At 60.0% G+C, this 18,500-nt stretch carries 18 protein-coding genes; 14 read left to right on the top strand and 4 right to left on the bottom strand.

Going from position 1 to position 18,500, the window contains the following annotated elements; all coding sequences use genetic code 11:
• Positions 1-317 precede the first annotated feature (317 nt).
• From NANH_RS0112265 to NANH_RS0112205, 13 genes are all read left to right on the top strand, one after another.
• Positions 318-2,612, top strand: a complete 2,295-nt coding sequence (locus NANH_RS0112265) for a bifunctional salicylyl-CoA 5-hydroxylase/oxidoreductase (RefSeq protein WP_027262304.1) — start codon at positions 318-320, stop codon at positions 2,610-2,612.
• A complete protein-coding gene (locus NANH_RS0112260) occupies positions 2,609-3,349 on the top strand; it encodes an SDR family NAD(P)-dependent oxidoreductase (protein WP_027262303.1) in 741 nt (246 codons plus the stop codon). The genes NANH_RS0112265 and NANH_RS0112260 overlap by 4 nt, the downstream gene beginning before the upstream one ends.
• On the top strand, positions 3,346-3,804 hold the full coding sequence (locus NANH_RS0112255) for a MarR family winged helix-turn-helix transcriptional regulator (protein ID WP_027262302.1): 459 nt from the start codon (positions 3,346-3,348) through the stop codon (positions 3,802-3,804). Before NANH_RS0112260 ends, NANH_RS0112255 begins: the two co-directional genes overlap by 4 nt.
• Positions 3,797-4,600 (top strand): enoyl-CoA hydratase family protein, encoded by an 804-nt coding sequence (locus NANH_RS0112250; protein ID WP_407694964.1) that lies wholly within the window; start codon positions 3,797-3,799, stop codon positions 4,598-4,600. The genes NANH_RS0112255 and NANH_RS0112250 overlap by 8 nt, the downstream gene beginning before the upstream one ends.
• Positions 4,600-5,760: an acyl-CoA dehydrogenase family protein gene (locus NANH_RS0112245; protein WP_027262300.1), complete on the top strand. Its 1,161-nt coding sequence runs from the start codon at positions 4,600-4,602 to the stop codon at positions 5,758-5,760. Before NANH_RS0112250 ends, NANH_RS0112245 begins: the two co-directional genes overlap by 1 nt.
• Positions 5,761-7,383, top strand: coding sequence for an AMP-binding protein (locus NANH_RS0112240; RefSeq protein ID WP_027262299.1), 1,623 nt, complete (start codon positions 5,761-5,763; stop codon positions 7,381-7,383).
• Between the two features lie 222 nt (positions 7,384-7,605).
• Positions 7,606-8,742: an ABC transporter substrate-binding protein gene (locus tag NANH_RS0112235; protein WP_027262298.1), complete on the top strand. Its 1,137-nt coding sequence runs from the start codon at positions 7,606-7,608 to the stop codon at positions 8,740-8,742.
• 55 nt (positions 8,743-8,797) lie between these two features.
• Positions 8,798-9,715 (top strand): branched-chain amino acid ABC transporter permease, encoded by a 918-nt coding sequence (locus NANH_RS0112230; protein ID WP_027262297.1) that lies wholly within the window; start codon positions 8,798-8,800, stop codon positions 9,713-9,715.
• Between the two features lies 1 nt (position 9,716).
• A complete protein-coding gene (locus NANH_RS0112225) occupies positions 9,717-10,700 on the top strand; it encodes a branched-chain amino acid ABC transporter permease (protein ID WP_027262296.1) in 984 nt (327 codons plus the stop codon).
• A complete protein-coding gene (locus NANH_RS0112220; RefSeq protein WP_027262295.1) occupies positions 10,693-11,448 on the top strand; it encodes an ABC transporter ATP-binding protein in 756 nt (251 codons plus the stop codon). The genes NANH_RS0112225 and NANH_RS0112220 overlap by 8 nt, the downstream gene beginning before the upstream one ends.
• On the top strand, positions 11,445-12,134 hold the full coding sequence (locus tag NANH_RS0112215; RefSeq protein WP_027262294.1) for an ABC transporter ATP-binding protein: 690 nt from the start codon (positions 11,445-11,447) through the stop codon (positions 12,132-12,134). Before NANH_RS0112220 ends, NANH_RS0112215 begins: the two co-directional genes overlap by 4 nt.
• 4 nt (positions 12,135-12,138) lie before the next feature.
• On the top strand, positions 12,139-12,546 hold the full coding sequence (locus NANH_RS0112210) for an acyl-CoA thioesterase (RefSeq protein WP_027262293.1): 408 nt from the start codon (positions 12,139-12,141) through the stop codon (positions 12,544-12,546).
• The gene (locus NANH_RS0112205; RefSeq protein WP_027262292.1) at positions 12,546-12,953 is read left to right on the top strand and encodes a RidA family protein; all 408 of its coding nucleotides are present in this window, start codon (positions 12,546-12,548) and stop codon (positions 12,951-12,953) included. The genes NANH_RS0112210 and NANH_RS0112205 overlap by 1 nt, the downstream gene beginning before the upstream one ends.
• A 387-nt stretch (positions 12,954-13,340) precedes the next feature.
• Here NANH_RS0112205 and NANH_RS0112200 read toward each other — a convergent pair whose 3' ends face one another.
• The 3 genes from NANH_RS0112200 to NANH_RS0112190 form a co-directional block, all read right to left on the bottom strand.
• Complete coding sequence (locus NANH_RS0112200; protein ID WP_027262291.1) at positions 13,341-13,628, bottom strand: HU family DNA-binding protein; 288 nt, start codon at positions 13,626-13,628, stop codon at positions 13,341-13,343.
• Positions 13,629-13,771: 143 nt separating this feature from the next.
• Positions 13,772-15,235, bottom strand: coding sequence for an AMP nucleosidase (locus tag NANH_RS0112195; protein WP_027262290.1), 1,464 nt, complete (start codon positions 15,233-15,235; stop codon positions 13,772-13,774).
• A complete protein-coding gene (locus NANH_RS0112190; RefSeq protein ID WP_027262289.1) occupies positions 15,232-17,034 on the bottom strand; it encodes an adenine deaminase in 1,803 nt (600 codons plus the stop codon). Before NANH_RS0112190 ends, NANH_RS0112195 begins: the two co-directional genes overlap by 4 nt.
• Before the next feature lie 83 nt (positions 17,035-17,117).
• On the opposite strand from NANH_RS0112190, the gene NANH_RS0112185 reads away from it, so the two are divergent.
• Positions 17,118-17,537: a VOC family protein gene (locus NANH_RS0112185; RefSeq protein ID WP_027262288.1), complete on the top strand. Its 420-nt coding sequence runs from the start codon at positions 17,118-17,120 to the stop codon at positions 17,535-17,537.
• Here the strand turns inward: NANH_RS0112185 and NANH_RS0112180 are convergent.
• The gene (locus NANH_RS0112180) at positions 17,507-18,400 is read right to left on the bottom strand and encodes a LysR family transcriptional regulator (protein ID WP_027262287.1); all 894 of its coding nucleotides are present in this window, start codon (positions 18,398-18,400) and stop codon (positions 17,507-17,509) included. The two genes, NANH_RS0112185 and NANH_RS0112180, sit on opposite strands and share 31 nt — an antisense overlap.
• Between the last annotated feature and the right edge of the window lie 100 nt (positions 18,401-18,500).

The following is an 18,500-nucleotide window of genomic DNA, read 5'->3' as shown; positions in this document are numbered from 1 at the left end:
CGGCGGCGCCGCGATCCGGGCTTGCATGACATCGAAGGTCCAGCTTGGGTGGACAGCGAGCTGCTGTGCCAACAGCTTGCGGTTGGTCGGGTCGGCCTGTGCGCCCTTTTGACAGTTATGCGTTGATTTGGAAGGGGGACTCTCAATCTTGCGGCGTTGCGGGCTGTAAAAGGCTTTGCCTGCGATCTGTCGTTTGGAGTAGCGAATTGTGCCCACTGTTTCAAATTTAAAACTTTATACTTGAAGTAAAAAGAGGAAAGACCTACCCTTGAGCCCAAAGGACGATGCGCGCCCCCAACCGGTCAAGGAACGACGCTATGAAAATATTGTGCTTGGGAGGAGGCCCTGCCGGGCTGTACTTTGCAATCAGCATGAAGTTGCGCGATCCGTCGCATGAGGTAATGGTTTTTGAGCGCAACAAGGCCAATGACACTTTCGGCTGGGGTGTTGTGCTGTCGGATGACGCGCTGGGCCAGATGCAGGAAAATGACCCCCAGAGTACACAGGCCATCCGCGATCATTTCTCGTACTGGGACGATATTGCGGTCGAACATGACGGTGTGCGCACCGTGTCAAGCGGGCATGGGTTCGCTGGCATTGGCCGCAAGCAGATCCTGATTCTGCTTCAGCAGCGCGCCCGCGAGCTGGGGGTGAACCTGCAGTTCGAAACGACATTCAAGTCTGCCGAAGACTACCGCAAGGACTATGATCTGGTGGTTGCGGCGGATGGGATCAACTCGCTTGTGCGCAAGGAATACGAAACGGTTTTCCGACCGGATATCGACACACGGCTGTGCAAGTTCATCTGGCTTGGCACCCATCAGAAATTCGACGATGCCTTTACCTTCATCTTCGAGAAAACCGTGCATGGCTGGATGTGGGCCCATGTCTACCAGTTCGACGACAACACCGCGACCTTCATTGTCGAGTGTCTGCAGCCCACCTGGGAGGGTTGGGGCTTTGGGGATATGTCCAAGGAAGAAACCGTCGAGACCTGCCGAAGGATATTTGAAAAGTACCTGGGCGGCAACGATCTGATGTCCAACGCCGATCATTTGCGCGGCTCTGCGGTCTGGATGAACTTCCCGCGGGTGATTTGTGACACATGGTATCACGAAAACGTCGTTCTGATGGGCGATGCGGCGGCGACTGGGCATTTCTCGATCGGGTCGGGGTCGCGGCTGGCGTTTGACAGTGCCATTGCCCTGGCCAACTTTCTTCATAGCGAACCGACGATGGAAAAGGCGTTCGAGCGCTATCAGGAAGAGCGGCGGCTGGAAGTCCTGCGCCTGCAATCGGCGGCGCGTAACTCGCTTGAATGGTTCGAGGAAGTCGAAAGCTATCTCGATCAGGATCCGGTTCAGTTCAACTATAACCTGTTGACACGTTCGCAACGCATCAGTCACGAGAACCTGCGTTTGCGCGACCCTCAGTGGGTGGAAACCGCCGAACGCTGGTTCCAGACGCAGGCCGGTGTGCCCGAAGATGCGCCGGTACGGGCACCGATGTTCGCGCCGTATGCGCTGCGGGACATGACACTGAAGAACCGCATCGTAGTGTCGCCAATGGCGCAATACAAAGCCACGGATGGCTGTCCGACCGACTGGCACTTTGTGCATTATGCCGAACGCGCCAAGGGCGGAGCGGGGCTGGTCTATACGGAAATGACCTGTGTCAGCGAAACCGGACGGATCACGCCGGGCTGCCCCGGACTTTACGCGCCCGAGCATGAGGCGGCATGGGCGCGGCTGGTCGATTTCGTGCACGCCGAGACCGATGCAAAGATCTGCTCGCAGATCGGGCATTCGGGCCGCAAGGGATCGACCCAGCTGGGCTGGGAAGAAATGGACGCGCCTCTCAAGGCGGACAACTGGGAGCTGATTTCGGCCTCTGCCATTGCGTGGTCGGCCAGAAACGCCACGCCACGGGAAATCACCCGCGCGGAAATGGACGAGGTCTGTGACCAGTTCGTGGCTTCGACCGAGATGGCGGCGCGGGCGGGCTTTGACATGGTCGAATTGCATGCCGCCCACGGCTATCTGATTTCCTCTTTCATCTCTCCGCTGTCAAATGTGCGCACCGACGACTATGGAGGCAGTCTGGAAAACCGGATGCGTTACCCTGTGGAAGTCTGTGCCGCAATGCGCGCTGCCTGGCCTGCGAGCAAGCCGATGTCGGTGCGGATTTCCGCCAATGACTGGGTCGGAGAGACCGGTGTGACCCCAGAGGAGGCGGTCGAGATCGCACGCATGTTCCGCGATGCGGGGGCGGATATTATCGATGTTTCCACCGGTCAGACCAGCACCGACGCCCGTCCGGAATATGGCCGCATGTACCAGACGCCGTTCGCAAACCGGATCCGCAACGCGCTGCACATGCCGACGATGGCGGTGGGCAATATATATGAAACCGACCACGCGAATTCGATCCTGATCGCGGGGCGGGCCGATCTGGTGTGTCTGGCGCGTCCGCATCTTGCGGACCCGTATTGGACGCTGCATGCGGCGACGGCCCTGGGCGACACGGCCACACGCTGGCCCGACCCCTATCTCAGCGGCCGCGATCAGGCCTTCCGGCTGCGGGAAAAGGCGCAGGAGGCCATCCGCGTATGACACTGTCGGGGCGGCGCATATTGATCACCGGCGGTGGCTCTGGTGTGGGTGCGGATCTGGCAAAAGGCTTTGCCGGACTGGGGGCCGAGGTGATTGTTTCGGGCCGCCGCCCCGAGCCGCTGAACGGGATCGCGTCTCAGGCAGACGGGATCCGGGCCATTCCGGCGGATGTGACCTGTGAAGACGCGGTTGCGGATTTGTACGCCGCTGCCGGTCCGGTGGACATCGTGATTGCAAATGCCGGCGCCTCGAGCAGCGCACCGTTTGGCCGGACATCGCTGGCCGACTGGAATGCCATGCTGGCCGTCAACCTGACCGGTGTTTTTCTGACGCTGCGTGCGGGATTGAACCAGATGACCGGGTGGGGACGGTTGATCAGCATTGCCTCGACGGCGGGTCTGAAAGGCTACCCCTATGTCGCGCCTTATGTTGCGGCCAAACATGGCGTTGTCGGGCTGACACGCGCGCTTGCCCTGGAGGTGGCGCGCAAGGATATCACCGTGAACGCCCTTTGCCCCGGCTTTCTCGACACCGAGATGACCGAACGATCGGTTGCCAATATCGTTGCAAAAACCGGCATGAAGCCCGAGGCGGCCAGGGCGTCCCTGGCGGCGCACAACCCGCAGAAACGGCTTGTTCAACCGGCCGAGGTGACCGCCGCTGCGCGCTGGTTGTGCGGCCCCGGATCCGATGGGATCAACGGCCAGGCGATTGCCATCGCGGGGGGCGAAATATGAGCGCATCCGACGGTTTGTCGCGCCGACGTCTGAGAACATGGCTCCGGCTTCTCCGGATCGCCCGGCGCACGGAAAACCATCTGCGCGAATTTCTGCGGGTGAACTATGATACGACGCTGCCGCGGTTCGACGTTGCCGCCGCATTGTACCGTGTTGGCAAACCCGTGAAGATGAGCAAGCTCAGCCAGATGCTTTTGGTTTCCAATGGCAATGCCACAACCGTGGTGGACCGTCTGGAAAAGGACGGGTTGGTTATGCGCGAACCGAGCGCGGAGGATAAACGTGTTGTCCATGTCAGCCTGACCCAAACCGGACGTGCGTGGTTCAAAGAGCTTGCCGACGCCCACGAGGCGGAAGTCAATATGCTGTTTGCGGATCTGGGCCATGACGATCTGAGCACGATCCGGGACCTGATGCGACGTCTTAAAGGAGAAGCCGATGACAAACATGTCTGATCTAGATCCCGTTCATTTTGAGTGGAGCTGTGCAGATCGGATTGCCACGATCCGTCTGAACCGGCCTGACCGCAAGAACCCGCTCACATTTGACAGCTATGCCGAGCTTCGCGACACGTTTCGCGCCCTGGTCTATGCCGATGACGTGGACGTGGTGATCTTTGCCTCGAACGGTGGCAATTTCTGCTCGGGCGGCGATGTCCACGATATCATCGGACCGCTTGTCGCGATGGATATGAAGCAGCTTTTGAACTTTACCCGAATGACCGGCGATCTGGTCAAGGCGATGATCGGCTGCGGCAAACCCATTATCGCGGCTGTCGAGGGCGTCTGTGTCGGTGCCGGTGCGATTATCGCCATGGCGTCGGACCTGCGGCTGGCAACCCCGGATGCCAAATGTGCCTTTCTGTTTACCCGCGTCGGATTGGCGGGCTGTGACATGGGCGCATGTGCGATGCTGCCCCGGATCATCGGTCAGGGGCGCGCGGCAGAGCTGTTGTACACCGGGCGCGCAATGACTGCGGATGAGGGCGAACGCTGGGGGTTCTGGAATGCGCTTCACGGCGGCGATCAGCTGAATGCGGAGGCACGTAAACTTGCCGGACGCCTTGCGGCGGGGCCGACATTTGCCCACGGGATCACCAAGACCCAGTTGAACCAGGAATGGAACATGGGGCTTGAACAGGCCATCGAGGCCGAAGCGCAGGCGCAGGCCATCTGCATGCAAACCGGCGATTTCGAGCGCGCCTATCGCGCCTTTGTCGGCAAAGACAAGCCTGTGTTCGAGGGCAACTGATGGCCGACAAGAGCTTTCTCGACTGGCCGTTTCTGGAACCGCGTCACAAGCAACTGGGCGAAGCCCTGGACAGTTGGGCCAGCGAACATCTTGCGGGGATCGATCATGGCAACGCCGATGCTGCGTGCCGGTCTCTGGTCCGCGCAATGGGGGATGCCGGCTGGCTGAACCATACCGGCGCGGGGGAGGGTGAAACCCTGGACGTTCGCAGCCTGTGTCTGACTCGTGAAACGCTGGCGCGGCACGACGGGCTGGCGGATTTCGCCTTTGCAATGCAGGGGCTGGGAACCGGGGCGATTTCGCTTTTTGGCACCCCGACGCAAAAGGCCGAATGGTTGCCCCTGACCCGGTCGGGGCAAGCGATTTCCGCCTTTGCCCTGACTGAACCGCAATCGGGGTCGGATGTTGCGAACTCGACCATGACGGCGACGCGCGATGGCGATGACTATGTTCTGAACGGTGAAAAGACCTGGATTTCCAACGGTGGCATTGCCGATGTCTACACGCTGTTTGCCCGCACGGGCGAAGCACCGGGGGCGCGGGGGCTTTCGGCCTTCATCCTCCCGGCGGGCTTGCCCGGATTTGAAGTGGCTGAACGGCTGGAAACCATCGCGCCGCATCCGTTGGCAACGTTGCGCTTCGCCGACTGCCGTATTCCGGCAACCGCGCTGTTGGGCCATCCCGGCGATGGCTTTAAGATCGCGATGTCGGTGCTGGATGTGTTCCGCTCCACCGTTGCGGCCGCCGCTCTTGGCTTTGCCCGGCGCGCGCTGGACGAGGCGCTTGCGCGAACGGGCGCGCGGCAGGTGCAAGGGGCACCGCTGTTCGATTTGCAGCTGGTTCAAGGTCATATCGCAGACATGGCGCTTGATGTGGATGCAAGTGCATTGCTTGTCTACCGGGCGGCCTGGACCAAGGACAGCGGGGCGCCGAGGATCACCCGCGAGGCCGCCATGGCAAAGCTGTTTGCCACGGATCGGGCGCAACAGATCATCGACAAGGCGGTTCAATTGCACGGTGGCGACGGTGTGAGGTCCGGCGAAACCGTCGAGAAACTGTACCGTGAAATCCGGGCCTTGCGCATTTACGAAGGGGCCTCGGATGTGCAGCGGGTGATTATTGCCCGACAAGCGATGGCCGATTTTCAGGGAAGCAGATAGATGTTGGGACCAAGCGCACATATCGACACGTTTTCGCGTGATGGACTGCCGCCGCAGGACCAATGGCCCGACTTCCTGCTGGACGGGTTCGACTATCCCGAATACCTCAATGCCGGGGTCGAACTGACCGATGTGATGGTAACAAAGGGATTTGGCGACCACACGGCCCTGATCGGCAATGGTCGACAACGCACCTATAAGGAACTGACGGACTGGACCAACAGGCTGGCCCACGCACTGGTTCAGGACCTGGGCGTGATGCCCGGAAACCGTGTCCTTATTCGCTCGGCCAACAACCCGGCGATGGTTGCCTGCTGGCTGGCCGCCACCAAGGCCGGTGCGGTTGTTGTCAATACAATGCCGATGCTGCGATCCGGGGAACTGGCACAGATCGTCGATAAGGCAGAAATTACCCATGCCCTGTGCGACACGCGGCTGATGGACGAAATGGCGTCCTGCGCGAAGAAAAGCAAATATCTCAAGACCGTTGTGGGCTTCGACGGCACGTCAAACCACGATGCCGAGCTGGACCGTTTGGCCCTGCAAAAGCCGGTCGGGTTCGAGGCCGTGAAAACCGGGCGGGACGACGTCGCGCTGTTGGGTTTTACATCGGGAACGACCGGGGACCCAAAGGCGACGATGCATTTTCACCGTGACCTGATGATCATCGCGGATGGCTATGGCCGCGAGGTGCTGAAGGTCACGCCCGAAGACGTGTTTGTCGGCTCGCCGCCGCTGGCATTCACCTTTGGACTGGGCGGGCTCGCCGTGTTCCCGCTGCGATTTGGGGCGACGGCGACTTTGCTGGAAAACGCGTCGCCCCCCAATATGATCGAACTGATCGAAACCTATAAGGCGACGGTCTGTTTCACCGCCCCCACCGCCTATCGGGTCATGCTGAATGCGATGGAGGACGGTGCCGATCTGTCCAGTTTGCGGGCGGCTGTTTCTGCGGGCGAGACCTTGCCCGCCCCGATCTATGACGAATGGCAGGCGAAAACCGGCAAGCCGATGCTCGACGGTATCGGGGCGACGGAAATGCTGCATATCTTTGTCACCAACCGGTTTGAAGATGCGCGCCCCAACTGCACCGGGCGGCCGGTCACCGGCTACGAGGCCCGGACCGTCGATGACAACATGCAAGATGTGCCTGCCGGCGATATCGGCAGGCTGGCGGTACGCGGTCCCACCGGTTGCCGGTATCTTAACGACAATCGGCAGAAGAAATATGTGCGCGATGGCTGGAACATCACCGGCGACAGCTTTGTGCGCGACGAGGAGGGCTATTTTCATTTTGCGGCCCGCAACGACGATATGATCGTTTCTTCCGGCTACAACATTGCCGCTCCCGAAGTCGAGGCGGCGCTGCTGTCCCATGCGGCAGTTGACGAGTGCGCCGTGGTGGGCGCACCCGATGAGCAGCGGGGCAATATCGTCGAGGCCCATGTGGTGCTGGCAACGGGATTTGCAGCCTCTGAAAATGTGCGCAAGATGTTGCAGGACCACGTCAAGGCGATGATCGCACCCTACAAATACCCCCGGTCGGTTCGGTTTCACAGCGCATTGCCCAAAACCGCCACCGGCAAGATCCAGCGGTTCGTTCTGCGCGAGTTGAACAAGTGACGATCGCGAACGCAGACCGTGAAGCGTCGCCCAGAGATCCGTTCGGAATTCTTTTTGACACGTGGTTCTTTCGACCTTTTCTTGAAACGATCCGTTCCTGTTCGGGATAATGACGGTAACTATGTGAACGACAGTTTGCTCGATACTGAGGGACGGCAAAAAAACTCAGACACCGCTGACGTTAGGGGACGTCTGAATAAACCAGAACCAACGGAGGAAAATATGAAGCTCAGATCAATTCTTGCGGCCGCTTCACTTGCGGCAATGGCCACCGGTGCCCAGGCAGAAGGCGTGAAGGTTGGTATGATCACCACACTTTCGGGCGGTGGGGCCGGTCTTGGCGTCGACGTTCGCGACGGCTTTATGCTGGCGGTTGCCCAATCAGGGCGTGACGATATCGAAGTTGTCATCGAAGACGATCAGCGCAAGCCCGATGTCGCGGTGCAACTGGCAGATAAAATGATCCAGTCGGAAAAGGTGGATGTCCTGACCGGAATCATCTGGTCGAACCTAGCGATGGCCGTTGTGCCCGGCGCGGTTGCTCAGGGCGTATTCTATCTTTCGCCCAATGCGGGCCCTTCGCCTTTGGCCGGTGCCGGGTGCCATGAAAACTATTTCAATGTGGCCTGGCAGAATGACAACCTGCACGAAGCCGCAGGTGCCTATGCCAACACCGCGGGCTATTCGAACATCTTCATTCTGGCACCGAACTACCCTGCGGGGACGGACGCGCTGAACGGGTTCAAGAGGATGTATGAAGGTGAGCTTTCCGGCGAGACCTATACCAAGCTCGGCCAGACGGACTATGCTGCGGAAATCGCCCAGATCCGCGCCAGCGGTGCAGACAGCGTGTTCTTTTTCCTGCCCGGCGGCATGGGGATTTCCTTTCTCAAGCAATATGCCGATTCAGGTGTGGACCTGCCCATTATCGGTCCGGCGTTCAGCTTTGATCAGGGTATTCTTCAGGCCGTCGGCGCGGCTGCTCTGGGCGTAAAGAACACGTCCCAGTGGAGCAAAGACCTCGATAACGAGGCAAATGTCGCTTTTGTCGAGAGCTTTCAGGCAGAGTATGGGCGGCTACCGTCGCTTTACGCCAGCCAGGGCTTTGACACGGCAAACCTGATGATCAGTGCTGTCGAAGCGGCCGATGTGAACGACAAGGATGCGTTCCGTGCCGCACTCGAGGCTGCTGATTTTGCCAGCACGCGCGGCGATTTTGCTTTTTCGACAAACCACCACCCGGTCCAGGATTACTATGTGCGCGAAGTGATCCAGGAAGGTGACGTGTTCACCAACAAGATTGTCGGCACTGCACTTACCGACCACGCGGATGCCTATGTGAGCGAATGCGCGATGTAAGCTGAGCACCTCTGGCTCTCTTTGCGGGGGCCGGATAACCGGACCGGAACGCCCCATGTCGCTAATTCTTTTCATCGAACAAGCCCTTAATGGCCTTCAGTACGGCGTCATGCTGTTTCTGATGGCCGCGGGGCTGACGCTTGTTTTTGGCGTCATGGGGCTGATCAATCTTGCCCACGGATCGCTTTACATGATCGGTGCCTTTGCCGCCGCTGCTGTGGCGGGGGCAACGGGATCATTCCTGCTGGCCCTTGTTGCCAGTCTTGTTTGTGCTGCCTTTGCGGGTGTTCTGGTCGAGTTTTTCGTTATTCGAAGACTGTATGACCGCGACCACCTCGATCAGGTGCTGGCGACATTCGCCTTGATCCTGATTTTCTCCGAAGGCACCCGCTGGATTTTCGGGTCGTTCCCGTTGTTTCTGGACAAACCAGACTGGCTGTCGGGAACGGTGATGCTGCCATTTGGCATCGAGTATTCGCTGTATCGCCTTTGGATCATTCTTGTCGGGCTTTTGGTGGCTGCGGGTTTGTTCTGGATGATTGGGCGGACCCGGATCGGTATCCGTATCCGTGCCGGTGAAAACGACCGTGAAATGATTGCGGCGCTAGGTGTGAATATTTCATTGCTGTACACGTTTGTGTTCGCGCTTGGCGCGGCACTCGCCGGGCTCGCGGGGGCGTTGATCGGGGCGATCCAGTCGGTGCAGGTCGGCATGGGAGAGCCGGTTCTGATCCTGGCGTTTGTCGTTATTGTCATTGGTGGCATCGGGTCGATCAAGGGCGCTCTTGTCGGTGCGATTCTGGTCGGGTTGACCGATACGCTGGGACGCAGTTTTTTGCCGTCATTCTTCGGACTGTTTCTTGAGCCGTCATCGGCGATGTCAATTGGCGCCTCCCTTTCCTCGATGTCGATATATCTGCTGATGATTGGCGTCCTGTTGTTCCGGCCCAAGGGCCTGTTTGGAGGCATCTGAAATGCGCAAGGAATTCTTTTTGAACGCAGCGCTTCTTGGGGTGCTGCTGGCTTTCCCGCTGTGGGCCTGGTCCGTGGATGAGCCATATCTGATCACGCTGGCAACGCGGGCTATCGTCTTTGCAATCGCGGGCATCGGGTTGAATTTTGCCCTGGGGTTTGGTGGGCTGGTCAGCTTGGGACACGCGGCATTTTTTGGTCTCGGAGGTTATGTGATGGGTGTTCTGGCCTTCCATGCGCAGACCTATACACCGGTGATGGGTTGGCCCTTGGTGATCAATGGAACCAAGTCGATGCCGACCATCTGGCTGATCGCGATCGCCCTCTCGGCTCTTCTGGCTGTCGGGATCGGAGCATTGTCGCTGCGCACATCCGGTGTCTATTTCATCATGATCACACTGGCATTTGCGCAGATGCTTTACTACTTTACGATTTCCTGGCCCACCTATGGCGGCGAGGACGGCCTGTCGATCTATGTGCGCAACGGGTTTCCGGGGCTCAACACCATGGACCCGATCCAGTTCTTCGCGATCTGCTACGCCATATTGTTGATCGTTCTCGCCTTTGTCTTTGCCGCTTCGCGTTCGCCGTTCGGGCTGGCGCTGGGGGCCTCGCGCCAGAACGAGGAGCGGATTCAGGCGGTTGGCCAGGTCCCGTTTCGCCTGTACCTGACCGCATTCGCGATTTCCGGGGCCATCACCGGGCTTGCGGGTGCGCTGTTTGCCGATCTCAACCGGTTCATCAGCCCAACGATGTTCTCGTGGCAAACCTCGGGAGAAATCATGATTTTCGTCATTCTTGGCGGTGTCGGGCGCGTGTTCGGGCCCGTTGCCGGCGCGGTGCTGTTTATTCTGCTCGAGCACACGCTGGGAGGCCTGAGCGAGTTCTGGCACATCTATCTGGGGGCGATTCTGCTGGGGGTCGTGCTGTTCGCACGAGGTGGGCTGTACGGGATGGTCGCAGGGCGCGAGGTTGCCCATGACTGAGCCAATTCTTGATATTCGCGGCATCAGCAAAAGCTTTGGGGCCTTGCGGGCGAGCAACAATATCAACATCGATCTTCGCGCTGGCGAGATCCATGCTCTCATCGGGCCGAACGGCGCGGGAAAATCGACTCTGATCAAACAGATCGCCGGTGGATTGCGGCCCGATACCGGCAGCGTTCATTTTGACGGCCAGGATATCACGGCACTTTCCACGGCGGCGCGTGCGCGGCTGGGGATGGGGCGGACCTTTCAGATTTCGTCGCTGGCGATGGAATACACCGTGCTTCAGAATGCTGTGCTTGGGGCGCTTGGCCATCGGGGGGATGTCTTTCGCTTTTTCCGCCCGGTCATGAAAGACGCCGGTCTTTTGGCGACGGCAAGGGCGTCTCTTGAGCAGGTTGGCCTTGAGGAGTTTCACGATGCGCGCGTGTCTGAACTGTCGCATGGTCAACGCCGTCAACTCGAGGTTGCGGTGGCCCTGACCTTGTCGCCAAAGGTTTTCCTGATGGACGAACCGATGGCCGGGCTTGGCGCCGAGGGATCGCACCGGTTGATGGGTTTCCTTGATCAACTCAGACACAAGGCGCCGATCCTGCTGGTGGAACACGATATGGATGCCGTTTTTACACTGGCCGACCGGATCAGTGTGCTGGTCTATGGCGGAATTATCGCCACGGGACCGGTGGAGGACATCAGAGGCAACCCGATTGTCCAAAGCGCCTATCTGGGCGAGGAGACAGCGGCATGAGCCTGTTGAAACTCTCCAATATTTCGGCCTTTTACGGCGCCAGCCAGGCCCTGTTCGATGTCCATCTCAGCCTTGAGGACGGTCAGGTTCTTGCCATGATGGGACGCAACGGAATGGGGAAATCGACCACGATAAAGGTGATCTGCCGATTGCTGAAGCATCGCGGCGGCACGACTATGTTTGGGGGGCGGGACATCAAGCGCTTGCCAGCTCACAAGGTCGCCCGGTTGGGGATCGGCCTGGTTCCGGAAGGGCGGCGCTGTTTCACCAATCTGACCGTGCATGAAAATCTGATCGTCGCGGCGCAGCCCGGAGAATGGGATTTCAGTGCAATTGCAACGTTGTTTCCAAGGCTTGAGGAACGCAAGGATCAACTGTCCCACTCGTTGTCCGGCGGTGAACAGCAAATGCTTGCCATTGGCCGCGCGTTGATGACCAACCCGCGCCTGCTGATCCTGGACGAGGCCACCGAAGGGCTTGCCCCTGTGGTCCGCAACGAAATCTGGGACGCGATCGCGCGCCTAAAGACGCAGACGGGCATGGCCATCCTGGTGATCGACAAATCCATCAAAGAGCTCGCACGGGTCGCAGACACCGCCGTGATCCTGGAAAAGGGCCGCTCTGTCTGGCACGGCGCATTCACCGAGCTTACGCCCGACATCACCGACCGGTATCTGGGCGTCTGACCAAATGAGCTATGTCTTTCCGCAGAAAATCCTTTTCAAACATTGCGACCCGGCCGGTATCGTGTTTTACCCGCGATATTTCGAAATTATCAATGACTGCGTCGAGGCGTTTTTCGACGATGTCGTTGGCCTGCCTTTCGAGCAGTTGCACGGGTATGGCGGTGTTCCGACCGCCGAAATACGAACGACGTTCAAGGCACCAAGCCGTCATGGCGACCGGATCGTATTGGTCCTTGATTGCCTGAAGGTCGGACGCAGCAGTCTGGATCTGTCCATCGTTGCATCCCAGGGGGACGAGGTGAGGTTCATATCTCACTCGACACTGGTGTTGGTGAATGACGAAGGCAGGCCAACACACTGGCCTGACACCGTAAAGGCAAAACTGATACAACAAATGAAAGGAGCCGAATGATGGCAAACAGCATTATTCAGCCTGAAGGATGGACCGACGCCAAGGGCTACGCGAATGGCGTTCTGGCCAAAGATGGCACGCTTTATGTCGGAGGCCAGATCGGCTGGGATGAAACCCAGACGTTTCAGTCCAGCGATTTTATCGGCCAGATGGAACAGGCCCTTACCAATATCCTGGCTGTCGTCAAAAGCGCCGGTGGCGAAGCCGCTGACATTGTGCGGCTGACCTGGTACGTGACCGACAAGAAGGAATACCTCGCGCGCCAACGTGAAGTCGGTGAAGTTTACCGCCGGATTCTCGGGCGGCACTTCCCGGCCATGACAATGGTTGTCGTCAGTGCGCTGATCGAGGATGAAGCCCTGATTGAAATCGAAGCGACCGCCGTTCTGGGCGCAGCCGGTTCGTGAACGGGGCGATATCTGCAATGACATGCAGCAGGCAAAGGGCGGTTCCGTAGCGCGGTGTCCGCAGTCCGCACAGAGGTCCTCGCGACGGTTGCGATAAAGAAGGTCGGTGCGGCGCCTATCGGGCCGGCGATGACAGTCGATACCGGCGCGCGCGACAAAGTCCGGGGATGAACCGCTCACGGGCGGGATCTATTATCGGTACAGCAAAGCCCAAATCCGATCACGATGGCGCATCCGCTGCGGAGCTGTAATCAACCGCTGATATGCGCCCTGTCCAACCCCAGGATGGAAGGTCGTCGCAAAAACTGATGGCGTGCAGGAAATTTCTCCGCCACGAAAAAGGGCCGCGCGAGGCGACCCTTTGACTTATTCTATTTCGTGTCTCAATCAGCCGTTGACGCTGTCCTTGAGGGCCTTGGCAATGGTCATTTTGACCACCTTGTCGGCTTCCTTCTTGAACTGCTCGCCAGTGGCCGGGTTGCGGACCATGCGCTCGGGGCGCTCGCGGCAATAGATCTTGCCGACGCCCGGCAGGGTAACGGCACCGCCGCCGGCGACTTCACGGGTGATCAGCCCGGTGATCGCATCCAGCGCCGCGCCGGCTGCTTTCTTGTCGGTGCCCATGTCCTCGGCCAGTGCGGCGACGAGTTGGGTTTTGGTCATTGGTTTTGACATTGTTTTTAGTCTCCTTCGTCTGCCCGATTTCTAGGGCCTCATGCCGCATATTTAACGGTATATGGTGTATGAACACAACGAATAGTGGTAACTGACAAGCCCAAATATGTGCTTTTTCGCGGTTTTCGGTCGATTGTGGCGAATCAGAGAAAGGCGGTTTCGTCAAATGACCGCAATTTTCGGCTGTGCAGCCGTTCCAGAGGCATGGTGCGCAGGGTTTCCATGGCGCGGATTCCGATGTTCAGATGGCGCGAAACCTGGGTATTATAGAACTCGGACGCCATGCCGGGCAGCTTCAATTCGCCATGCAGGGGCTTGTCGGAGACGCAGAGCAGGGTGCCGTAGGGCACGCGGAACCGATAGCCATTGGCGGCAATGGTGGCGCTTTCCATGTCCAACGCGATGGCCCGCGATTGCGACAGGCGCTGCACCGGGCCGGACTGGTCGCGCAATTCCCAGTTGCGGTTGTCGATGGTGGCGACGGTGCCGGTGCGCATGATGCGTTTGAGGTCATAGCCTTCGAGTCGCGACACCTCGGCCACCGCCTGTTCCAGCGCAATCTGGATTTCTGCCAGTGCCGGGATCGGGGTCCAGATCGGCAGGTCGTCATCCAGGACGTGGTCTTCGCGCAGATAGGCATGGGCCAGCACGAAATCGCCCAGAGCCTGTGAATTGCGCAGCCCGGCGCAGTGCCCGACCATCAGCCAGGCATGGGGCCGCAGCACGGCGATATGATCGGTTGCCGTCTTGGCATTGCTGGGGCCGACGCCGATATTGACCAGGGTAATGCCCGATCCGTCGGCACGTTTGAGATGATAGGTCGGCATCTGCGGCAGCTTAAGCGGTTGCCGGATGGAGGTGTCGGGATCGGTGATCTCGACATTTCCGGTGCTGACAAAGCTGGTATAGCCGCTGTCCTTGTCCGCCAGCACCGAGCGGGCATAGGTTTCGAATTCCGAGACATAGATCTGGTAGTTGGTGAACAGCACGTGGTTTTGGAAATGCTCGGCATCGGTGGCGGTGTAATGCGCCAGCCGCGCCAGCGAGTAATCCACCCGCTGCGCGGTAAACAGCGACAGCGGGCCGGTGCCGTTGGGGGCCACATAGGTGCCGTTGACGATGTCGTCATTGGTGGTGGCCAGGTCCGGCACGTCAAAGATGTCACGCAGGGTGAAATCGGTCGCGCCCTCTTGCGGCACGGTCAGGCTGGGGTTCTGGGCCACGGCGAAATGCACCGGGATCGGGGTGTCCGATGCCCCGATTGTCACCGGCAACCCGTGATTTTTGATCAGCAAGCCGATCTGTTGCGTCAGGTAAGAACTGAACAGATCGGGCCGGGTGACGGTGGTGGCATAGGTGCCGGGGGCGGCGATATGGCCAAAGCTGAGCCGGGTGTCCACATGGGCGTAGCTGGAGGTGGTCATGCGGATTTCCGGATAGAAGGCCCGGATCCGCCGGTCCGGCGCACCGGATTGCATGACCTCGATGAACCGGTCGCACAGGTAGCCAACCGCCTGGCTGTACAGATCCTGCAAGCGGGCCACCGCCAGAACCGGATCGGTGAACTGTTCCGGGGCGGTCACGTCGGGGGTCAGGGTGTCTTTCATGTCTGGGGGTCCAGTACCGGAATTCTTTCAAAGGTTCGTACGTCCACAAGACCCAGGTCCGAGATCCGCAGCTCTGGGATCACGACCAGCGCCAGCAAAGAATGTTGCATGTATGCGTTGTTCAGGGTGCAGCCGCAATCGCGCATGGCTTGCATCATGCGCTCTGCGCTGGCGGCGACCTCGGCGGCCGGGCGGTCCGACATCAGCCCGGCGATGGGTAACTCGACCAGCGCCAGTTCGGTGCCGTCGCGAAACAGGGTGATGCCGCCGCCGACCTCGGCCAGCCGGTTTGCGGCCAGCGCCATCTGATCGCGGTCGGTGCCGACCACGATCATGTGGTGGCTGTCATGGGCCACGGTCGAAGCCATGGCCATCGCGCCGTCATAGCCAAAGCCCGAGACAAAGGCGTTGGTGACCCCGCCGGTGGCGCGGTGGCGTTCCACAAGTGCGATCTGGCAGGTGTCGCCGTCGCCTTGCACCAGCCCGTCGCGCACCGGCAAGTCGGCCCTGAGCGCCTTGGTCGGGGCCTGGTTCTCGACCACGCCGATGACGTTGGCGGTGACGCTGTTGGCGCCCGCGGGCGCGGCAATCTCGAAGTCTGTCGCATCGAGTGCATGGCCCAGATGCACGGTGTTGCGCGCGGTGTCGGGCCAGTCGTAGTGCGGACACTCGATCAGGCATTCACCGTTTTGCGCCACAATCTGCCCGCGTCCGATCACGGTTTCGATCGGCAGGTCATGCAGGTCCGAGGACAGGATCACATCCGCGCGCCGCCCCGGGGTGAGCGATCCGATTTCGCGCTCCAGCCCGAAATGGGTGGCGGTGTTGATCGTTGCCATTTGCAGCGCGATCAGCGGATCGCACCCACAGGCGATGGCGTGACGCACCACCCGGTTCATATGGCCTTCGTTGACCAGCGTGCCGGAGTGGCAATCGTCGGTGCACAGGATGAAATTGCGCGGGTCCAGCCCTTGTTCGGTCACGGCGGTAATCTGCTTTTCCACGTCATACCAGGCACTGCCCAGTCGCATCATCGAACGCATGCCCTGACGGACGCGGGCAATCGCGTCGGACACGCTGGTGCCTTCGTGGTCATCCGCAGGTCCACCGGCGACATAGGCGGCAAAATCCGGACCCAGATCGGGGCTGGCATAATGGCCGCCCACGGTCTTGTTTGCGCGTTGGGTGGCGGCGATTTCGGCCAGCATTTTGGGGTCCGCATTGGCGACACCGGGAAAATTCATCATCTCGCCCAGACCGATGATGCCGGGCCACCCCATCGCCTCGGCCACGTCCTCGGGCGAAATTTCAAAACCGGTGGTTTCCAGCCCCGGCGCACTGGGCGCGCAAGAGGGCATTTGGGTGAAGATGTTGACCGGCTGAATCAGCGCCTCGTCATGCATCATCCGCACCCCTGCGAGACCCAGCACATTGGCGATTTCGTGCGGGTCGGTGAACATGGACGTGGTGCCATGGGGGATCACCGCGCGGGCGAATTCCGCCGGGGTCAGCATGCCGCTTTCGATATGCATATGGGCGTCGCACAGGCCAGGTAGCATGTACCGCCCCTGTGCCTCGATCACCTGGGTGTCGGGGCCGATCTGTGCGCGTGCATCTGGCACCACACAGGCAATGCGGCCCCTGGTAATGGCGATGTCATACCCGGGCAGGGTTTCGCGAGAATGGACATTGACCCAGATGCCACCGCGAACGACCATGTCGGCGGGGGCGCGACCGGCGGCAACGGCGATCAAATGGGCGGCAGCGTCGGGCCAGCTGGCAAGGGGTGTTTGTGTCATGGAGCAATTGTCCTGAATGCAAAGGCGGGTGCAACCCCCTGAACCGCTTGCCAGAGGCAGGGAATTGCGAAAGGCTGCGACGCATGGACTATGAAACGATCAAAGCCGACGCTTTTGGCCGAAGCCTGTCAGGGATCGGGCTGAACCTGCTGGTGCGCGATGTGCCTGCGCAATGCGCATTTCTGCATGCCGTATTCGGCATGACATCGCATCGGGTCACAGCGGATTTTGCCATTGTCACCTATGGCACGCAGGTGTTTCAGCTGCACAGCGATGGCACGTATCATTCCAATCCGCTGTTGGGTCTGGTGCCGGAAAGCCCGCCGCGTGGCGGGGGCGTCGAGATACGACTGTATGAGACGGACCCCGACAAGGCCGCCGGGCTGGCGGACAAGGCGGGTGGAACGATACTGCAGGCACCGACCGACAAACCGCATGGCCTGCGCGAAACCTATATCCTGTGTGAAAACGGCTATGCCTGGGTGCCAAGCCGACCCTTGTGATGTGCCGCCATTTCAGCGCGCAGCCACGAGGCAAAGGCCACGGTGCCGGGTGAATGTTCGGCCTGCGGAGACAGGATCAGGTAATAGGCTTCCTGCATCGGGGCGCGGTGGTCGAACGGAGCCACCAATTGCCCGGCATCGATCAGGCCCCCGGCAATTGCGTCATGCGCCAGCGCCAGCCCGCCGCCGGACAGGGCGACGGACAGGGACAGGCTGAATGTGGTGGCATAGGTCACAGGCGGATCGGGCCATGTCAGCGACTGATCCTCGGCCCAGGCAGCCCAGTTGCACAACAGATTCGAGCAATCGTACAGCGGCTGCATTGCCAGATCGTTCAGAGTGACCGGATAGCCAGGGGCACAGACCGGGTAGTAATGGTCGCTACGCAGCAGTTCGGCGCGCACCGTATCGGCGGGGCGCAGAGAAAACCGGATTTCCACATCGACACCGTCCGCCATGCCGCGCGGCTCCCACAGGTCGGTCGAGATGTTCAGTTGAACTTCGGGGTGAACGGTGCGGAACCGGGCCAGACGCGGTGCCAGCCAATGTACCGCAAAGGTCAGGTTGGATTGCACCTGTACCACGTCCTGGTCGGTTCCGGTGACCGCGCGGGTGCCGCGCACCAGGGTGCGAAAGGCGTCGCGCACCACGGGCAGATAGGTCATCCCGGCCTCGGTCAGTTCCAGTGCGCGGGGGCGGCGATGAAACAGCGGGCGGCCCAGATAGCTTTCCAGCGATTTGATCTGCTGGCTGACCGCGCTTTGCGTCATGTTCAGATCGCGTGCGGCACCGGTGAACGACAGGTGGCGGGCTGCGGCTTCAAACGTGCGCAACCAGCCCAGCGGGGGGAGGGGGGCTTGCATGCCATAAATCTGCCATAAGTCAGGCTAATGGGAAAGGTCGGAATTATTCGTTCGCAAAGAACCGCCTGCACAGGCACAGTTCGCTACAAAATCAGGAGGC

This window comes from Sedimentitalea nanhaiensis DSM 24252, assembly GCF_000473225.1.
In the GTDB taxonomy this organism is placed as follows: Bacteria; Pseudomonadota; Alphaproteobacteria; order Rhodobacterales; family Rhodobacteraceae; genus Sedimentitalea; species Sedimentitalea nanhaiensis.
Note: the sequence above shows the minus strand (reverse complement) of the source record. Positions and strands in the feature narration are given on the sequence as shown.